The sequence below is a fragment of the Providencia sp. PROV201 genome (assembly GCF_028479545.1).
In the GTDB taxonomy this organism is placed as follows: Bacteria; Pseudomonadota; Gammaproteobacteria; order Enterobacterales; family Enterobacteriaceae; genus Providencia; species Providencia huaxiensis.
On the sequence record NZ_JAMPNW010000005.1, the window covers coordinates 171,692 to 191,814 of the forward strand.

Annotated in this window: 15 protein-coding genes; 6 read left to right on the top strand and 9 right to left on the bottom strand. The window is 40.0% G+C overall.

Annotation, left to right across the window (positions count from 1 at the left end; translation table 11 throughout):
• Positions 1-35 precede the first annotated feature (35 nt).
• Entirely contained in the window at positions 36-737 is a 702-nt protein-coding gene (gene torR, locus PR809_RS06325; RefSeq protein ID WP_102140008.1) for a two-component system response regulator TorR, read from the top strand.
• On the opposite strand, the gene torT is transcribed toward torR, so the two are convergent.
• Positions 710-1,732 carry a TMAO reductase system periplasmic protein TorT gene (torT, locus tag PR809_RS06330; protein WP_442959984.1) on the bottom strand — a complete coding sequence of 341 codons (1,023 nt, stop codon included), beginning with the start codon at positions 1,730-1,732 and terminating at the stop codon, positions 710-712. The genes torR and torT overlap by 28 nt on opposite strands.
• Positions 1,733-1,825: 93 nt before the next feature.
• Here torT and torS point away from each other — a divergent pair, with 93 nt between their 5' ends.
• Positions 1,826-4,579 carry a TMAO reductase system sensor histidine kinase/response regulator TorS gene (gene torS / locus PR809_RS06335; protein ID WP_272524491.1) on the top strand — a complete coding sequence of 918 codons (2,754 nt, stop codon included), beginning with the start codon at positions 1,826-1,828 and terminating at the stop codon, positions 4,577-4,579.
• A gap of 51 nt (positions 4,580-4,630) precedes the next feature.
• Here torS and cfa read toward each other — a convergent pair whose 3' ends face one another.
• From cfa to PR809_RS06350, 3 genes are all read right to left on the bottom strand, one after another.
• Positions 4,631-5,794 carry a cyclopropane fatty acyl phospholipid synthase gene (cfa, locus tag PR809_RS06340; RefSeq protein WP_239979069.1) on the bottom strand — a complete coding sequence of 388 codons (1,164 nt, stop codon included), beginning with the start codon at positions 5,792-5,794 and terminating at the stop codon, positions 4,631-4,633.
• Between the two features lie 472 nt (positions 5,795-6,266).
• The gene (locus tag PR809_RS06345; protein WP_206275935.1) at positions 6,267-7,559 is read right to left on the bottom strand and encodes a cytosine deaminase; all 1,293 of its coding nucleotides are present in this window, start codon (positions 7,557-7,559) and stop codon (positions 6,267-6,269) included.
• 32 nt (positions 7,560-7,591) lie between these two features.
• The gene (locus PR809_RS06350) at positions 7,592-8,491 is read right to left on the bottom strand and encodes a LysR family transcriptional regulator (RefSeq protein ID WP_102140003.1); all 900 of its coding nucleotides are present in this window, start codon (positions 8,489-8,491) and stop codon (positions 7,592-7,594) included.
• A 101-nt stretch (positions 8,492-8,592) separates the two neighbouring features.
• Between PR809_RS06350 and PR809_RS06355 the strand changes: the two genes are divergently transcribed.
• Positions 8,593-9,036 carry a PACE efflux transporter gene (locus PR809_RS06355; protein WP_102140002.1) on the top strand — a complete coding sequence of 148 codons (444 nt, stop codon included), beginning with the start codon at positions 8,593-8,595 and terminating at the stop codon, positions 9,034-9,036.
• Positions 9,037-9,092: 56 nt separating this feature from the next.
• On the opposite strand, the gene dbpA is transcribed toward PR809_RS06355, so the two are convergent.
• The gene (dbpA, locus tag PR809_RS06360) at positions 9,093-10,466 is read right to left on the bottom strand and encodes an ATP-dependent RNA helicase DbpA (RefSeq protein ID WP_206275934.1); all 1,374 of its coding nucleotides are present in this window, start codon (positions 10,464-10,466) and stop codon (positions 9,093-9,095) included.
• 556 nt (positions 10,467-11,022) lie between these two features.
• Between dbpA and PR809_RS06365 the strand changes: the two genes are divergently transcribed.
• From PR809_RS06365 to PR809_RS06375, 3 genes are all read left to right on the top strand, one after another.
• Complete coding sequence (locus PR809_RS06365; RefSeq protein ID WP_102140000.1) at positions 11,023-12,168, top strand: trans-sulfuration enzyme family protein; 1,146 nt, start codon at positions 11,023-11,025, stop codon at positions 12,166-12,168.
• Positions 12,169-12,208: 40 nt separating this feature from the next.
• Positions 12,209-13,633, top strand: coding sequence for a Na+/H+ antiporter NhaC family protein (locus PR809_RS06370; RefSeq protein ID WP_206275933.1), 1,425 nt, complete (start codon positions 12,209-12,211; stop codon positions 13,631-13,633).
• 210 nt (positions 13,634-13,843) lie between these two features.
• Positions 13,844-14,986, top strand: a complete 1,143-nt coding sequence (locus PR809_RS06375) for a trans-sulfuration enzyme family protein (protein ID WP_206275932.1) — start codon at positions 13,844-13,846, stop codon at positions 14,984-14,986.
• 143 nt (positions 14,987-15,129) lie between these two features.
• On the opposite strand, the gene dmsD is transcribed toward PR809_RS06375, so the two are convergent.
• The 4 genes from dmsD to ynfF all read right to left on the bottom strand — a co-directional run bounded on the left by dmsD (position 15,130) and on the right by ynfF (position 19,782).
• Entirely contained in the window at positions 15,130-15,747 is a 618-nt protein-coding gene (dmsD, locus tag PR809_RS06380; RefSeq protein WP_102139996.1) for a Tat proofreading chaperone DmsD, read from the bottom strand.
• A 121-nt stretch (positions 15,748-15,868) separates the two neighbouring features.
• Positions 15,869-16,726: a DmsC/YnfH family molybdoenzyme membrane anchor subunit gene (locus PR809_RS06385; RefSeq protein WP_206275931.1), complete on the bottom strand. Its 858-nt coding sequence runs from the start codon at positions 16,724-16,726 to the stop codon at positions 15,869-15,871.
• Between the two features lies 1 nt (position 16,727).
• Positions 16,728-17,345, bottom strand: a complete 618-nt coding sequence (locus tag PR809_RS06390) for a DMSO/selenate family reductase complex B subunit (protein WP_102139994.1) — start codon at positions 17,343-17,345, stop codon at positions 16,728-16,730.
• A 10-nt stretch (positions 17,346-17,355) separates the two neighbouring features.
• On the bottom strand, positions 17,356-19,782 hold the full coding sequence (gene ynfF / locus PR809_RS06395; RefSeq protein ID WP_206275930.1) for a selenate/tellurate reductase subunit YnfF: 2,427 nt from the start codon (positions 19,780-19,782) through the stop codon (positions 17,356-17,358).
• Between the last annotated feature and the right edge of the window lie 341 nt (positions 19,783-20,123).

Genomic DNA, 20,123 nt, shown 5'->3' on the forward strand with positions numbered 1-20,123 from the left:
AATATGAACAGATATGAACAGAAGAGAGTGTATCAATGACATCACATCATATTGTGGTTGTTGAAGATGAACCCGTTACTCAGGCTCGCTTACAGGCTTATTTTGAGCAAGAAGGATATCGTGTTTCTGTGACGGGGAATGGTGCGGGTCTACGTGAAATTATGGATCAGCAGGCCGTTGATTTGATTCTGTTAGATATTAATTTACCGGATGAAAACGGGTTAATGTTAACAAGAGCAATACGTGAGCGTTTCACGGTGGGGATTATTTTAGTCACCGGCCGCTGTGACCAAATTGACCGTATTGTGGGGTTAGAAATGGGAGCAGATGATTACGTTACTAAACCTTTGGAATTGAGGGAGTTAGTCGTTCGCGTTAAAAATTTACTTTGGCGCATTGACCTTGCTAAGCCTTCGCAAACCCAAGTTGTTTCTCAAGATAATTGCTATCAGTTTGCGGGCTATTGCCTAAATGTCTCAATGCATACACTCCAATTTGAAAATCAGGTTATCAAACTTACACGGGCTGAATATGAAATACTTGTGGCGTTTGTGACTAACCCGCGGGAGATTTTAACCCGAGAACGTCTGTTACGTATGTTATCTGCCCGACGAGTCGATCACCCTGATTTACGCACCGTGGATGTACTTATTCGTCGTTTACGCCATAAAATCAATGCTGATTTATTAGTAACTCAGCACGGTGAAGGCTATTTTTTAGCTGCCGATGTATATTGATATACGGGCCTAAAGCCTCCAGGGGATAATGAATTGCGTAAGTGTTCACTATCGGCATTTTGTTGAGTAAGCACTAAAATCGGCGGGCTGATATTGTTTGGAACCGGCTGCTCTTGTAGTACTTTGATGGCTTGTTCAATCACTAGCTCACCTTGCCAAACCATCTGGTCGCTGGCGGCCATAATTATTCGGCCTCTTTTTAAGCCTCGGTAGACTTGATGAGACAAGTAAAAAGAAACAATATTCAGTGGTTTCGTTAAGTTACGGCCTTCACCCATTGCGGCCTCAGCGGCAATCGCTGTGCCAACGACAACATTAATATCAGGGTTACGCTCTAACATTTCATGCAACAAATTGCGTTGCACCTCAAGGTCGTTATCCCCTTGTGCGACGTCCACAATTTGTACTTGGCTACCTGCAATAGCTTCTCGGAATCCTTGTTCCATTTCATGGCTGCCACCGGCATTTAATGGCCCTGGCATGAGTAAAACTTTCAATGGCTTGCTTTGGCTCCATTGCACTAAATAGCGCCCCGGCTGATAGCCCATTTGGAACAAAGGTACACCAACACGGGTTTTTACTGTGTTATCGTGGGTGGCATTGATGACTTCTATGACAGGCGTATTTCCCACGAGTTGGCTAAGGTTTGGAAAAGTTGTGGTGCTACTTCCCAGTAAGATAGCATCTGCTCCCCATTGTTGGCATTGCGTAATTTGCTTTTGCTGGGTTGCTAGTTGGTTATATCCACCGGCTTCTAGTACGTTTAAGTCAACGTCATAGTGTTTTGCCGCTTTTTGCATGCCATAATTAATTGATAACCAATAAGAATCTTTTAAACTAGGGTAAAGCGCGCACAACTTCCAGGTTTTTGTGGCGGTTACGGGATCATGTGTTTGGTGATTAAAATGTAGGTTATCACGCCACTGAATGAGTGAACTATTCTGTGCCATTGCTAGGTTCAACAACGAGTGAAATATGAACAGGAGTAAAATCAATACACGCATGATAGCCTCACAAACCAGAAACCGTTATCCTAAATGCTTTCTTACTACTAACTCAATCATTTTAATTTTTAGGCTAACCAAACCGTGAATTTATCACTAACTAGACGATTGTGGATGGGCTTTGCGCTGATGGCCGCATTGACCTTTATCAGCACCCTTGTAGGGTGGTACAACTTACGTTTTGTTAGCCAAGTTGAACAGGCCAATACCGAGGCTCTGATCCCAACCATGAATATGGCAAGGCAACTGAGCGAAGCAAGTGCTTGGGAATTATTTTCTGCACAAAATCTCACAAATGCGGATAGTGAAAGTATTTGGTTAGCACAAGGGCGGATGTTAACAGCACAAAGCCTGAAAATCACGAATATACTGAAAACATTACGAGAACAAGGTTTTAATACACAAGATATTGAACAGCAAGAAAAAGAAATTGCTCAATCATTAAGCCAACAGGGTGAGTTAGTCGGGCAGCGTTTAAAACTGCGCGCAGAGCAACAACAATTAAGGCAGCATATAATTGCAGCGGCAGGTGATATCGCCCAAATGGCACATGGTCAGGCAAACAATGCTGCCACTTCAGCGGGAGCAACTCAGGTCAGTATTTATGACCTTATCGAAAGGAATCAAGGGGAACAAGCCCAACAAGCCCTTGATCAACTAATTGATATTGACCTTGAATATGCTAGCCAAATGAATGAACTTCGATTAAGCGCGATGCGTGTACAGCAAATGGTACTTAATTTAGGTTCAAACCAGCCCCACCGTAATATGGCTGAATTAGAAAAACAGTTGAATTCTGCAGTTAAAATCTTACAACGTCGGCAAAAATATATTGAAGACCCCGCAGTGCGAGGCCAAGTAGAAAACGCGTTAAATAGCGTGAAGCGCTATACAGAGTTAATTGCGTTGTACCGGCAAGATAACGACATCACAACACGTTTACAGATTTTATCACAAAATAATATTGACCAATTTGCACGTTTTAGTAGTGAAGTAGCGCAATTAGTTAACATCATTGAGCTGCGTAACCAAACCGCATTGGGGCAACTAAAGCAAGCCAGTGAGCGGGGGCAGAATTGGTTGTTAGCATTGAGTATTGTCTCTCTACTCTCATTGGTTTTGATCCTTTGGCGAGTGGTTTATCGCTTAGTGACAAAACCGTTGGCGCAGCAGACTCAAGCACTTCAACGGTTGTTAGAGGGCGATATTGACTCCGCATTTCCTGAAACCGCAGGAGTGAAAGAGCTTGATACTATTGGCCGTTTAATGGATGCATTTCGTGAAAGTGTTCATGCCTTAAATAATCAGCGTGAACAGCTAGCAGATGAAGTCAAAGCGAGGACGGCAGAACTGCGTGTGATGGTCGTTGAGCACCGAAAAGCTCGTTCTGAAGCGGAACAAGCCAATCAGGCGAAATCGGCATTTTTGGCGGCAATGAGCCATGAAATCCGTACTCCTCTTTATGGGATTTTGGGGACAGCGCAACTGTTATTAGAAAATAAAGCACTTAATCAGTATCATGATGATTTATATGCAATTACTGACTCAGGTGAATCTTTATTAGCCATTTTAAATGACATTTTGGACTACTCCGCAATTGAAGCCGGAGGACATAACGTGTCTATCAATGATGAGCCTTTCGAACCCAAGCCGTTATTAGAAAGTACTTTGTATTTAATGAATGCGAGTAATAAAAACCCTGCTATTCAGTTAGTTGCAGATATTGCGGATGATTTGCCGATTGCTTTACAAGGGGACCCGCTACGGATCCGACAAATTATCACGAATTTACTCAGTAATGCATTGCGCTTTACTCAACAGGGGCAAATTACGTTACGCAGTTGCCGTTATGGCAAATATTGGTTTATTGAAGTGGAAGACACAGGGTGCGGCATTGATAGCTCGCGATTTACGGATATTTTTAAGCCATTTGTGCAAGTAGATAGCCAGCGGGGTGGAACGGGGCTTGGACTGACAATTAGTGCAAGTTTAGCGCAAGCGATGGGCGGTGAATTAACGGTTAGTAGCCAATTAGGGAGCGGGAGCTGTTTTCGTTTAACACTGCCGCTATGTATCGCCTCGCATCCCGTAAGTAAATCGTCTGATCTGCCATTAGACATGTTGGGCGTGCATTTATTACTCATAGAAGACAACCCATTGACTCAGAAAATTAGTGGGGAAATGTTAACCCGCAGCGGGGCACAGGTCACTATTGTTGGGTCTGCAGCTGAGGCGCTAGCAGCCCTACAAACTGGGCAACAATTTACCGCGGCATTGGTGGATTTCGGTTTACCTGATATCGATGGTATCACCTTAGCTAAACAATTAGCGAAAACCTATCCCCAATTGATTTTGATTGGTTTTAGTGCTCATGTGATTGATGAAACTTTACGCCAACGGACCAGCCAAGTTTTTCGTGGAATTATTCAAAAACCGGTACCAAGAGATACGTTAAACAAGTTAATCGTTAAATATATTTCAGGCGGTGAATATACATTGCCTGCTCCTAGTATTCAGGAGAAATTTATAGATTTACAACAGCTTATTAGTGATGCCGAACTAATGGGGCTTCCGAAAATTCGCGAATGGGTGAGTATTTTTAAACAGCATTCCTTGCCTTTGATTGACCAAATTGACATTGCACGAGCAGAAAATAACACAGAACAAGTCAAGCGCCTTGCTCACCAGTTAAAAAGCAGTTGTGCCAGTTTAGGAATGCAAAGTGCAGTAAAAACTTGTGAGTTATTAGAGCAGCAGCCAATGGCGGATACTCAATTGAAAGATAATGTGCAGCAAGGCTTACAGGCTATTGAGCAATGGTTGAATGAAACACATTGATTCTTTAACTAGCCCGTAAGATTAACGAAGGTATATGTTCAAGACAGAAGCTTAGCGAGCAACCCGTAGGCCTCCATTCACACCTTGTGGGCTCCAAAGTATTTGCCATAACTGAATGTCTCTAGCTCTAAATGCACCTGCACAAGCATTTAGATAATAGGAAAACATGCGTTTGAAACGAGGTGTATAATTAAATTCGAGTTCAGGCCAAGCGGCTTGGAAACGGGAGTACCATGCCATGAGTGTATGGTCATAATCAGCACCAAAATTATGCCAATCCTCCATCACTAATTTACCTTCACTGGTTTCACCAATATTTTGCACAGAAGGTAGGCAGCCGTTTGGAAAAATATACTTATTGATCCACGGGTCGACATTCACTTTACTTTGGTTAGAGCCAATGGTGTGAAGTAAAAACAGGCCATGAGTTTTTAAATTGCGCTGAATAACATCAAAGTAAGCCGCATAGTTTTTCGGGCCGACATGCTCAAACATGCCGACAGAGACAATACGGTCAAATTGGTCATTGAGACCTCGATAATCTTCTAATTTAATATTGACATCTAAGCCTGCACAGCGCGCTTGAGCATATTTTTGTTGCTCCGCGGAGATAGTGACACCGGTGACAGAAACGCCAAAGTTTTTTGCCGCATAGGCGGCAAGTCCCCCCCAGCCACAGCCAATATCAAGTAATCGCATCCCCGGTTTTAATTGCAGTTTTTCGCAAATTAAATTTAATTTTTGTTCTTGTGCGAGATGAAGGTTTTCAGGAACCGTTTCTATGCCTTTCCAGTAGCCACAGGAATATTGCATATAAGGGTCGAGCATCAAGGAAAATAAGTCATTCCCGAGGTCATAATGTTCTTCTCCAACAATACGAGCGCGTTTTAAGGTTTGTAGATTACGAACACGTGCAACAGCAATTTTTAATGTATCACTGAAGTTATGAGGTATTTTTTTATCGAGTCTATGGCGTAATACATATTGGAAAAATATATCTAAGCGCTCGCAATCCCACCAACCATCCATATAGCTTTCACCTAATCCTATTGAACCTTGTTGTAGCACGCGTTTAAAGAATAGGGGGTTGTGAACTTGAATATCAAAAGGGCGGGAACCATTAATTTTAATGCCAGCTTCACTTAATAGCTCGGCAGCAATGCGTTGCCAAGGGTCGATAGTGTTTTTTTGGTTAACGATGTGTTCAGTACTCATCTGATCTCCAATTTTTTTCAAAGTGGGATTCAGAGAACTTTATTTGTGACGTATTCGCGGTACAGCAAAACAGGAATATTGACCACCACTGCATGACAGTCAGTGTATTAGCGTTATTGTTGCTATAAATAAAGCTCAAATCCAGTTTCAGATAACTCTCTAAAAAATATAAAACGTTCACATTGAATTTCAATAGAAAATGCACTTAATACGTAGAAATGGCACTTATAACCAAAAAAGGAGTTCTTATAAGACGTTTATTTGCACTCCAAAGCTTTTTAAGCTCTGCAATAAGTATTGGATTAAGTCTAGTATATAGGAATGACTTTTGTGTGAAAAATACGCTATTAGTTGCTTTTTGTCCGATTAAGATTAGTTTTCGGGCTGATCATATTTAAATTTAATGATGAGCTACAAGATAAATGGCTCACCGATGATTATAGGGAGCCATTTTGGAATAAAAAATTAATGGTTAGATTTTTGGAGTATATCCATAACGGATTGTTTCCGTTTGTTCTAAATGAATTTGGGTTACCGCAGGTTGGGTATTGGCGATCACCTGACCATCTCGAATAGAGTAACGCACGGGGACTTGACGGCGCACGGCATCGAAGCCATTTTCTGCTGGTAAAATCAATAAACTAGCGCGTTTTCCTTCACTCACACCATAATCTTGCAAGTTCAACGTACGTGCGCTGTATTCACTGATCAGCTTTAATCCGTCATTGATTTGCTGGTAACCCATTAATTGGCAAACATGTAATCCCATATGCAAGACTTGCAGCATGTTGGCAGTACCTAGTGGGTACCATGGGTCAAATACATCGTCGTGACCGAAACAGACGTTAATCTCCGCGGCTAGCATCTCTTTAACACGGGTGATACCTCGACGTTTAGGGTAAGTATCAAAACGGCCTTGTAAGTGAATGTTCACTAACGGATTAGCCACAAAGTTAATCCCAGACATTTTTAGCAGGCGAAATAAACGAGATGTATAAGCACCATTGTATGAATGCATTGCGGTGGTATGGCTTGCTGTGACGCGAGAGCCCATGCCTTGTGCATGCGCTAACGCTGCGACCGTTTCAACGAAACGGGATTGCTCATCATCGATTTCATCACAGTGGACATCAATCAAACGGTCATACTTCTGCGCTAAAGCGAATGTTTTATGGAGAGATTCTACGCCATACTCACGGGTAAACTCAAAATGTGGAATAGCACCGACGACGTCGGCACCGAGGCGTAATGCTTCTTCTAACAGGGCTTCGCCATTTGGATAAGACAGGATACCTTCTTGAGGGAAAGCAACAATTTGCACATCAACCCAAGGTGCGATTTCTTGTTTTACCTCTAACATCGCTTTCAGTGCAGTTAATGTCGGGTCTGACACATCCACATGGGTGCGAACATGTTGAATACCATTGGCTATTTGCCATTTAAGGGTTTGCCACGCTCGGCTTTTAACGTCATCGTGGGTGAGCATCGCTTTGCGCTCAGCCCAACGTTCGATACCTTCAAAGAGCGTTCCAGACTGGTTCCAATTGGGTTGCCCAGCGGTTTGAGTGGTATCTAAGTGAATATGTGGCTCAACGAAGGGAGCGGTTACTAAACCACCTTCACCGTCTACGCTGTCTGGCAATACTTCGCCTTTAATTTGTGGAAGAATAGCTTGGATTTTCTGATTATCGATATCAATACGCCACAGCCCATCACACTCAGGTAAACGGATATTATGGATATGTTTGATAGTTTGATTAAGCACGGTTATCTCCGAATCAGTAGTATGGCGGCGATTTAAGAATGGGTTGAGGGTAGCGTCACTTTTTTTAGTAATTCAATGCATTCTTGTGCACCACGTTTAAGCACATGCCCTTTCAAACATACTGCATGAATAGGCAACTTAAAGCCATTTGGGGTATTTTTAAACTCAAGGGGTTTTAGTGAGCCATCGTTTAATTTATCTTTAATCAGTGATAAAGGAAAATTTCCCCATCCCATACCATTCTCGACTAAACCGAGAGCCAAAGAGAAACTGTCTGCTTTCCAATAATTACTGGAAACTAGAATGCGGATATCACTCAGTTCACGCTGACGACTCGCAATAATTATTTGCCGACTTTCAACAAGATCTTCGATATAAAGTGAAGTTTTATTTTGTAGAGAGGGATGTTTAGCAGAAATGGTAGCAATAATTGATTCTTCGCCAATATAATGAAACTGCTCTTGGGAATTAACATTTAAACCACCAAAGACAATTGCGAGATGAATTTGTTGTTCATGTAATAACGGTAAAAGATCATCTTGAGGGGCGGTAATCAGTTCAATATGCAGTAAAGGGTAACGTTGGCTTAAAATATGTAGAGCATCAAAGAGTAAATTGGCATTAATACCAGCCGCAATACCAATGGTCAGTGTGCTTTCAACACCTTGAGATAATTCCAGAGAAAAAGTATTGAGTTGAGATAAATTGGCAATAATATGTCGTGCGTAGGGCGCTAATGAAAGCGCTTTTTCTGTGGGTTTAGGTTCCCGCGTATGTCTATCAAATAATTCAAATCCAAGTTCAGCCTCTAGATTCGCTACTGCCATGCTAACCGCTGAAGGTACGCGTTTTAAGGCCCTTGCCGCTGCAGAAAATGAGCCTTTATCTAATACAGTAAGAAAAACTGTTAAGTTATCACTATTAAATGGCATTGTTGACCTTTCAATAAAACTGATAGAAGCTGACTTTTATTATCATTGAATTATATTTATTTTACCACCTTATTGATAATGATATTTTTGGGGGTGGAAAAATGCAGGGGATTAAACGTAAAATTGTTTTTGTAACGGCTTATGAGGTTATTGGTTGGTTAATTTCAGCTTTAGCATTAGCTTTTCTTTCTGGTAATTCTGCGGAAACAACAGGTCCATTAGCTTTAGTCATAACAACGATTGCGGTTAGCTGGAACTTTATTTTTAATACTGCGTTTGAATATTGGGAATCAAAGCAAAAATCACGCATTAGAACTTTTAGGCGCCGGTTTGTACACGCCATATTATTTCAATTAACGTTGGTGGTTTTTTTAATTCCTTTAATTGCATGGTGGTTGTCAATTAGTCTTTTACAAGCATTAATACTTGATTTTGCCCTAATTATTTTTATCCCAATCTATACTTTCTTTTTTAATTGGGCTTTCGACAAAATATTTGGTTTACCGAAATCGGCATTACCGCAAGAAAACAACGTGGCATTATAGAATGACTAATGTGTTTCCTTCCTTTTTATATTGGAAGGAAACACAGAAAACATTGGTTATTTTAGTAGCCTAGCTTTAACGGATTTCCCTTTGATTTTCCCTTGCTGTAAATGTTTCCACGCTTGTACCGCAACTTCACGTTTGAGTGCGACATAGGCATGGGTAGGGTGGATCACAATCTTGCCAATATCGGCACCATTGAGGCCAACTTCGCCGGTCAAGGCACCGAGAATATCACCGGGGCGTATTTTGGCTTTTTTACCACCATCAAGGCATAAGGTCATCATCGTCGCTTCTAACGGAGCGATACGTATACCTGTAGGCTCGGCTTGCCAATTAAGCTTCATATTTAACATTTCTTCTAGAGCATTGGCTCGCTGGGCTTCTTCTGGTGCACACAAACTCACCGCTAAACCGCTTTCTCCAGCACGTGCAGTTCGGCCGATGCGATGAACATGCACTTCAGGATCCCATGATAATTCATAGTTAATCACCATTTCGAGGGCTTTAATATCTAACCCTCGGGAGGCAACATCCGTAGCCACTAATACACGGCTACTTCCGTTAGCGAAACGCACAAGAGTTTGGTCGCGTTCACGCTGTTCCATGTCACCATGAAGCACTAAGACACTTTGCTTGCTTGCGGTTAAGGCATCATAAACGGCTTGGCAATCTTTCTTCGTATTACAAAAAACGACACAAGAAGCTGGCTGTTCACGGCTCAAGAGTTTTTGTAATAATTCAATTTTTTCGTGACGAGCGACTTCATAAAATTGTTGTTCAACGGCAGGAAGTTCATCAACACTATTGATTTCAATTGTTTGAGGGTCATTCTGAATTTGCTGACTAATTCGTGCAATTTCATCTGGCCAAGTAGCTGAAAATAATAGTGTTTGTCTATTAATTGGTGCGTAGTCAATGATGGACTCAATATCTGGCATAAAGCCCATATCGAGCATTCTGTCTGCTTCGTCTAAAACTAATGTTTGCAATGCATCAAGTTGTACTGTTTCACGATTTAAATGATCAAGTAAACGTCCCGGGGTGGCAACAATAATATGAGCAGCATGGGCAAGGGAGTCGCGTTGTACACTAAATGGCACACCACCACAGAGCGTTAAAATTTTGATATTAGGGATCGCGCGAGCTAAACGACGTAATTCATTAGCGACTTGGTCTGCCAGTTCGCGAGTTGGACATAAAACTAATGACTGAGTTTTAAATAATTTAGCGTCAATATGTTGTAATAAACCCAGACCAAAAGCAGCCGTTTTGCCGCTGCCAGTTTTGGCTTGTGCTCGAACGTCTTTTCCGGCAAGGATAGGGGGAAGAGCGGCCGCTTGGATATGCGTCATGTTTAGGTAGCCTAACTCTTGCAAGTTAGCGAGTTGTTCCGCAGAAAGCGCGTTTAGGTCAGCAAATGAAGTCACAATACAATCTCAAATAGAATAAAAGACATAATGGCGCTAATAATACTATTCCTACCTTACTCTGTCTGTTTTTAATTCAAGATTAACGTTAAACCCTACAATCATCGATATGGGTTAAATGTCTGAAATGAGAGGGGGAGAATAAATTTCTCTCATATTCTTCTTTAATAGTATTACTCGATGGAAATTAAGAGTAATTACAGATATTAATGTTAAATAAACTCGGTTTTTGCCACCAATCAATTACATTACGTGATGATACATTTAACCAAAACAAAACATTTATTGTTTTATTTTAATGGGTTATATGATTATTGCGATATGGTTGATTGTGAAGGATAAACAAAATAATAATATTGTGACGGCTAGCTCATTTGCTGGTAATTAACTAACGTTATGAATTTAAAGAATATTAACATCCAAATAGAAAAGTTTTCTCTTAATTTGGAAAAAGGCATCAGTTTTTAGAAAAAATTTTCTATTTCCCTGTGGCATATTTCTTTTGGCAACAAATATAAAGATATCGTTTTTATTTTACTATATTGGGTTTTAGATTATGACTAAGAATATTGCTACAGTTTTAATTCATGGTGGGAAGCAGCAAGATACTGTTAATCATGCTATTTTTCCTGCTATTACAACGGCCAGTACATTTGTTCAACAAAGTTTAACCGAGCATGGCGAATATTGTTATTCACGTTGCAGCAACCCAACGCGTTATGCATATGAAACCTTATTAGCTGAAATCGAAGGTGGAAGCTATGCAACAGCAACGGCTTCCGGTGTGGCTGCTTCAAGTTTAGTATTAAATTTATTACCAAAAGATTCACATATTATTGCGATGAAAGGTGTTTATGGTGGAACATTTCGGTTATTTGAACGAGTTTCAACCATTAATAGCGGTCACCAAATAGACTATGTTGATTTGAATAATCTTGATGAAGTTAAAACAAAAATAAAAGATAACACACGCTTAATTTGGATTGAAAGCCCAACTAATCCATTATTAGAATTAGTTGATATCAATGTCATTTGTTCACTTGCCAAAGAGCATAATATTTTAACTTGTGTTGATAATACATTTGCAACAGCTTGGAACCAAAAACCATTAGAATTAGGAGCCGATTTAGTGATGTTATCGGCAAGTAAATATATTGGTGGCCATTCCGATTTAATTGGTGGTGCGGTGATCACCCAAAGAGAAGACTTAGCCAGCCGCCTCGATTTTCTAAAAACGACCCTTGGAGCAATTGCCTCTCCTTTTGACGCCTACCTTGCTTTACGTGGATTAAAAACATTGGCTTTACGTATGGCGGCACAATGTAGCAATGCAGCACAAGTCGCGAAATATTTATCAACTCACCCGAAGGTGGAGCAGGTTTATTACCCGGGGTTAGCTTCACATCCACAACATGAATTATGCAAAAAACAAATGCGTACAGGTGGAGCGGTTGTGACGATTAATTTGAAAGGGGATATTGAAGACACCAAAATATTTTTATCTAAAGTTAAATATTTTGTTTTAGCGGAATCGCTAGGTGGTGTTGAGAGCATGGTAAACCATTCGGCAACCATGTCACATGGGTCGATGACAAAAGAAGAAAGAGAAAGTATCCATGTCTATGATACTACGTTACGTTTATCTGTAGGCATTGAAGATATCACAGACTTATTAAATGATTTAGAAAACGCATTATCTTAATTTATTAAAATCAAAATAAAATATAATAAGAGAGCATCTAATGAATGATTATGGAATTTGGACCATTGTCACGCCAATGGTGACGATACTTTTAGCCATTTTTACACGACAAGTTATATTGTCATTATTACTGGGGATATTAGTTGGTTTTACCGTTATATATGATCACAATATATTATTGGGTATAAATGGAACGCTCGATGGTATTATCAATACATTTGCATCCCCGGGAAATACTAAAACAATTCTATTTATGGTCATGATTGGCGGTATTATGCGGCTAGTCGTTGTTACTGGTGGTGTGCGATCATTAGTTAAATTATTAACGAATAAAACAAAGTTAATTAAAAATAAAAAAGCTGTTCAATTAATGGCGATGATTATTACATCATTAATTTTTATTGAAACCTCTATTAACCAATTAATTGCTGGAGCATCAACAAAAACATTAGCGAAAAAATACGGTGTTTCGCCAGAAAAAATGTCCTACATTGTGCAGACTTCCTGTGTATCAGTGTGTTCATCAGCCATGATCAATGGTTGGGGAGCGGCAATGATGGGCGTTATTGGCGTACAAATATCTAAAGGCCTTATTACTGGAGAACCTTTTGAAATTTTAGCCGGCTCCATGGTATTTAATATCATGGCGTGGTTTTCTCTCGCTTCAGTGCTATTTTATATTTTCTCCAATGTGTCTTGGGGGCCAATGAAAAAAGCAGATTTACGTGCAGAGCAGCAGGCTTTAACGCTGTTATCCGCGGAAGAAACTGAGCAGGATGATGAAGATATTATTGAGCACCCTAATTGTCATACCTCTCTTAACTTCTTTATCCCAATTTTATCAACGGTCTTAATGGTACCTGTTGCACTTTATATCACAGGTAATGGGGATTTTAGTAAAGGTAGTGGTTCAACATCGGTATATTGGGGAGTCATGTTTGGAACTTTAGTCTCTTTTGTATGGTTCTTAGCGCGTCGAGTACTCAATATTGAGACTTTCTTTAAAGAATTATATATCGGCTATGCCAGCATGGTAAAAATTAGCTCAGTGATGATCCTCGCTTTTTTAATGGGAACCGTTTCTTCCGATTTAAATACCGGTGCTTATATCGCAGAAGTCACCTCGGGTGTTATTTCGCCTGCTTTCTCAATTGGTTTTATCTTTTTAATCAGTGCGGTGATGTCATTAGCAACGGGAACATCGTGGGGAACATTTGCCATTATGATCCCAATCGGTGTGCAGTTAGGGCTTTCAGTTGGAATGCCTGTTGAATATATGATTGGTGCAGCCATTGCAGGTTCAATATACGGAGACATGACATCACCCATTTCCAGTGATGCAATTGTGGCGTCTATGGCAACAGATTGTGACCATATTGAGCACATTCGTACCCAAATGCCTTATGCCACTGTGACAGCTGCATTTGCGCTGATGGTTTACCTCTATTTAGGTTTTACATACTAATAAGGTGAATAATTCAACGAATATTAGACAACGATCAGTCGCCATAAATAAAATAGATTTACTTCAAGGGCTAACACCGTTAGCAAAATTAAATAATCTTTCAGAATACTTAGGTCGTGATATTTATACGAGTGGTGCACTCGCTATTTTTGCTTATTCTGAAATCAATGTAGCAATGATTAAATACACTTTTGATAATGCGATTTATTTATGAAAATTAATACTAAGGTTATTCATGGTTACCCCATGACGGATAAATATACCGGAAGTTCCTCTATCCCGTTATATCAATCATCGACTTTTTCACAAGCCAATATTGAGGAAAGTTACGACCATATTTATTCGCGTTTTTCCAATCCAACGAGAGATGCATTAAGTGAGGCTATTTGCGCAATTGAAAATGCAAAATTTGCTGAGGTTTTTTCTTCAGGAATGGCAGCAATAAGTGCCGTATTGCTTAATTTTAGTCAGGGCGACCATATCGTTGCCTGCAAAAATATTTACGGTGGTTCTTTTCAATTAATGACTGAGTTTCTGCCTCGTTATGGCATTTCAGTGACCTTTGTTGATGCGACCAATCCAATGAATTATCAGCAAGCCATAACGGAAAACACCAAAGCGTTTTATATTGAAACGCCATCTAATCCAACATTACAAGTGACTGACTTAAAAACTGTTATTGGGATAGCGAAACAGCATAATATGATCACCATCTGTGATAATACCTTTATGACGCCATTGTTATCAGATGTTATCTCTCTTGGAATTGATTTTTCTATTAATAGCGCGACTAAATTTATTAATGGCCACAGTGATGTGATCTTGGGGACGGTAGCAACGAATAACGCTGAATACGCTAGGTGGTTACATAAGTCAGCAGTTGCTATTGGTAGTATTGCTGCACCATTTGACAGCTGGCTGACGATGCGTGGTTTAAAATCAATGGCAATGCGAGTTGAACGAGCCAGTGAAAATGCACAAAAGCTTGCAGAATATCTGAATGAGCACCTAAAAGTACAACACGTTTTTTATCCGGGGTTAGCTTCACACCCAAATCATATGACTCATATGCAGCAGTCTAAAAATGGCGGAATGGTGGTTTCCTTTGATTTAGGGAGTTATGAAAACGTAAAACGATTTTTAGATACGGTTCGTATTCCACTTGTTGCGGTCAGCTTAGGGGGAATTGAGTCAATTATTTCCTACCCCAGAATGATGTCCCATGCTTGTATTCCTGATGAGGAGAGATTATTGCAAGGCGTAACAGATGGGTTATTACGGTTCTCATTGGGCTGTGAAGATATAGATGATTTACTCGCTGATGTCGATTCTGCTTTATCGCAGATTCAGTAATTAGGCCATTAGTGATGCATTTTACTTCTGAGTGATACCTGCCATACACCTAAAAAACCCCCATAATATTTTAAGCCCTCTAAATAGTCAGATTATTTAGAGGGCGTTATACTTCGCAAAATACTTATTTGAGTAAGGTAAAATTAAAGACAGATTTCTTTATTGACAGGATTTAATTGAACAGCTTGTTGGATATGTTTTAAAGTTTCAGTCGCGAGCAGCGCGCTGGCTACATAAAATGCATTCCCACTTTGCAATTGCATTTTTTCTAAATAGCGATATACCCAAGGTAAAAAATGTATTTCTAGAAATTCACGTAATAATTCTGGTTTATTTTCAATCACCCAAGCGGTGAGAAGAAATAATAGCCCTACATGATCTTCAGGTTCTTTTTGATTTAATTCAATATTAATTTGGTTATTACGAAGCCATGCTCTTAATTCAAGTGTCGAAATACCAAAAATAACATTTTCTTTATCAAGATAAACGGAACCCCAAGGTGGTGCAGGTAATGCATAAGGGCCAATAAATAAGCGCTGGTAGGCTTCTTGTAATGTTTCTGTTTCAGAAAGACTATCTTGAAAGAGTTTATCAATAGATTGGCAATCATAATCCTGAGTAAATGGCCACTCAGCTAACCATTCGCTCGTTGTAAATAAATCAATTAACGTATTTACGCGTGCATCAGAAGGATCATAATAAAATAATGCTCCCAAAGTTTGCGCGCAAAGCGAAAAATCTGCCAATAATTTTTGTTCCATATTTGTCCACTTGCTATGTTGATGATGATGCGTTGGTGTGATCGTAGCGAAACATGAGATTGTTGTCGATGATAAGAAGGTAATTGTCCTTCTTATCATCGCAAAAACAAGGGATTAGTAATTAGCCTACAACCGCCATACCCACAGTCATATGCAGCCCGTAGAATATGCCTCTACCAATCAATTCACCAAGAATTACTAATAAGACGGCGACTAATAGCCCAATAATTGAAGGGTTCTTCATTTTAACATGCGGGTAAATCCAGAAAGCTAGCCCCAATGTTAAGCAAACAGTACGCCATCCCATTAGCGAGGCATAATCAGGAACAAGCTCTGAGGCTTTTTGTACTGAACTTTGGATAGAGCCTAATTCAAACCCTTGTGCCGTTACCAAAATACTACTCGCAATCACCGCAACAATACTGATTAATGTAAAAAAGCGGACGTTATTGATATCATAGCTTGCTATGCGCAATAAAAATGCAGCAAGTACAGGCCCCGCAATAAAACTGGTTAAGATAAACTGCAAACTACCATAATGATTAAACCAAGTTGGGACGGTATCAATTTGGTATACGCGAGATATGGCATAAATAAATATTGCCGCACAAATAATTGTGACAATTAACCAAATAGTACCAATAGACTTGGGCATCTTCTTCAGTAATGACAGTAACCAATACAGCCCACCTAAGACAAAGAATATTGAGCCACTGACTATTTCGTTACTGAGCGCTGAATGACCAACACGTATCATTGAATTGAAGGCGCGCATCGGTGATCCCATATGCAACATGGACAGTAAAAAGCCAATTCCCATTAATGCCCATAAACCGAACATGCTCATGACAATTCTATGATGCTGTTCTTTTATGGGTTTCATTAATAATACCAGAGCCATAAGTATAAATGCGCCAGCAACACTTTGACCTATAACGGTGAAGAAGATTAACGGATATTCATGTAAACCTGCGCCCATTTTAAACTTCCTCCGGATTTGCTAAATAACCTGTGGTGTCGCCAACAGGACGGCAATTTGCATTGAGATTTAACACAATATTGGGTTTGGTATAGTGTGCTGCTGGTAGAGGAGCTATCTCATTGATAGTACCGTATTTTGTACGTAATTCTTCAATAGGCCCGAAATCTAATGCACGTAGTGGACAAGACTCAACACAAATGGGTTTTTTACCTTCAGCTACACGTTCATAGCAGCCATCACACTTCGTCATATGCCCTTTAACGGCATCAAACTGAGGTGCACTATAAGGGCATGCCATATGGCAATAACGACAACCAATACAAACACTTTCATCGACAACGACAAAGCCATCTTCACGTTTATGCATCGCGCCACTTGGGCAAACTTTAACGCAAGCAGGGTCTTCACAATGGTTGCATGAAATGGAAACATAATAAGAAAATACATTTTGATGCCATGCACCATCTTGCTCAGTCCAGTCACCGCCTGCATATTCATAAATACGACGAAAATGAACATCAGAGGATAAGTTTTTAAAATCTTTACAGGCGAGTTCGCACGTTTTGCAGCCCGTGCAACGTTGTGTATCAATATAAAAACCATATTGTTGTGACATACCGGGCTCCTTATAATTTAGCAATTTCAACTAAGTTAGTATGCTGAGGGTTCCCCTTAGCAAGCGGTGAAGGGCGTTGAGTCGTGAGGACATTAATACACCCGCCTTGGTCTACTTTTTTGCCAAACATATCGGCATCTAACCAAGCCCCTTGGCCCATAGCAGTCACGCCTGGCATGATCCTTGGTGTCACTTTTGCTGGAATATGAACTTCACCTCGGTCATTGAAAACTTTGACCATATCACCCTGTTTAATACCACGTGCTTTAGCATCTATTGGGTTAATCCATATTTCTTGGCGACAAGCTTGTTTTAAGATATCAATGTTGCCATAACTGGAGTGCGTTCTGGCTTTATAATGAAAACCTGTCATTTGTAATGGGTATTTTTTATTAAGATTATCGATATGGCTTTCAAAGCCTTCGGTGTAAATTGGTAACGGGTCAATCACATCATCAGGTGCTAATTGCCATGTTTTCGCTATTTCAGCTAGGCTTTCAGAGTAAACTTCTATTTTCCCGGAAGGTGTCTTCAATGGATTGGCTTGAGGATCCTCTCGAAAGGCTTTAAATCCAATGACATGCTCATCTGGGCATTTGTGTTTGAAAATACCCACGGTTTTCATTTCTTCATAAGTTGGCATGTCAGGGAAGCGTTCACGGCTTTTTTCACATAAATATTTAACCCATTCGTGTTGGGTGCGGCCTTCAGTGAATTTTTGTTCGACATCAGGGCCTAAGCGTTTAGCAATTTCAGACAAAATTTCATAGATGGGCTTACGCTCAAATTTAGCGCTAGTGGCTGGTTGGCCTAAGATCATGTATGACATGTTTCCTGCGGACTCACTAGGAATGAGATCTTCTTGTTCGGTAGGCATTAAATCAGGTAGTAAAATATCGCAATATTTTGCAGATGCTGTCATGAAGTGGTCGATACCAACAATCATTTCACATTTGCTGTCATCTTGTAAAATTTCATGAGTGCGAGCGATATCACTGTGTTGATTTATCAATGTGTTACTGGCATAGCACCATAAAAATTTAATGGGAACATCTAATTTATCTTTCCCTTTTATACCATCATGAATAGCAGTCATTTCTGTACCGCGTTCGATAGCATCTGTCCATGTGAAAACAGAAATTTGAGTTTTGACTGGGTTATCGAGCATTGGAAACCATTCAACACCGGAATCATAAGTGTCTTCACGACAGCCTGAATTTCCACCACTGATGCCAACATTCCCCGTAATAATGGCTAACATGGCAATTGCTCGAACGGTTTGCTCACCATTTGAATGACGTTGAGGACCCCAGCCTTGAACAATATAAGCGGGTTTTGCTTGGCCTATTTCACGGGCTAACTTTATGATTTTATCTGCTGGAATACCTGTAATTTTAGCGGCCCACTGTGGTGTTTTAGCCACACCATCAGTACCTTGGCCTAAAATATAGGCTTTATAGTGACCATTTTGAGGAGCAGAAGCCGGTAAGGTTTTTTCGTCATAGCCGATACAGTATTTATCAACAAACTCTTGGTCGACCATATCCTCAGTAATAATCACGTAAGCTAATGCAGCAGCGAGTGCACCATCAGTACCAGGGCGAATAGGTAACCATTCATCTTCTCTACCAGAAGCAGTGTCATTATAACGAGGGTCAATAACTATCATGCGCGCATTGGAACGTTCACGTGCTTGTTCGACATAATAAGTCACACCTCCACCACTCATACGAGTTTCCGCGGGGTTATTTCCAAACATCACAACTAATTTTGTATTTGCGATATCATCAGGGCTATTGGCTTCTTGAGAACCATACAGATAATTCATACCCGCACGAATTTGCGCGGTACTATAACTGCCATAGCGGCTCAGGAAACCACCACATGAATTCATTAAGCGGTAGGGAACATTTGAGTTGGTGATATTACCGCCGTCAACACCCGTTCCATACAAAACATGAACGGCTTCATTACCATAATTTTTTATTGTATTGCGTAAGCTATTGCCGACAGTATCTAGGGCTTCTTCCCATGAAATTCGGACAAATTTGCCTTCTCCACGTTTTCCTACGCGTTTCATTGGGTATTTCAATCTATCCGGGTGGTTCATTCTCCTGCGGATTGAACGGCCACGTAGGCAAGCTCTTACTTGATGATTACCATACTCATCTTTCCCAGTGGTATCAGACTCAACCCAATATACCTCATCGTCACGAACATGAAGGCGTAATAGGCAACGGCTACCACAGTTGACGGTACATGAACTCCAAACGGCTTTTTCTTCAGGGGATGTTGAGTTTTGAGTGTTATCGATTGCTTTTGCATTAAAAGGAAGTGATAAACCACCGACTGCAGCAAATAAACCGCTGGCAGTGCCAGATTTCACGACATTGCGCCTTGTGATAGGGCTATTTAATAATTTATTTTTTGTATTCATTGATATTAGCCTTTATGACCATATTAAATATAGTGTTATTCAAGGGCTATGTTACTCTGACATATTTAGTTTTTTTTGCGCCATATCAACGAAGTTATATTTGTAAAACTGGTAACTATTTCATAATAAATAAATATTAATGATAATTGATATCACTCTAACATCATGAATAAAAAGGTTTTCTCTATTTTCTTATTAGAGGTTAAAAATTTGGAAATGTTAATATTGGGTTTAATATAGAAAATATTTCTCTTGGTAAGGCGTTTTCGGGAAATGGGGGAAATATCTTTGGCAGTATTGTCAGAAAATAATAATAAATTTCTCTCGGATCATTTGTTATT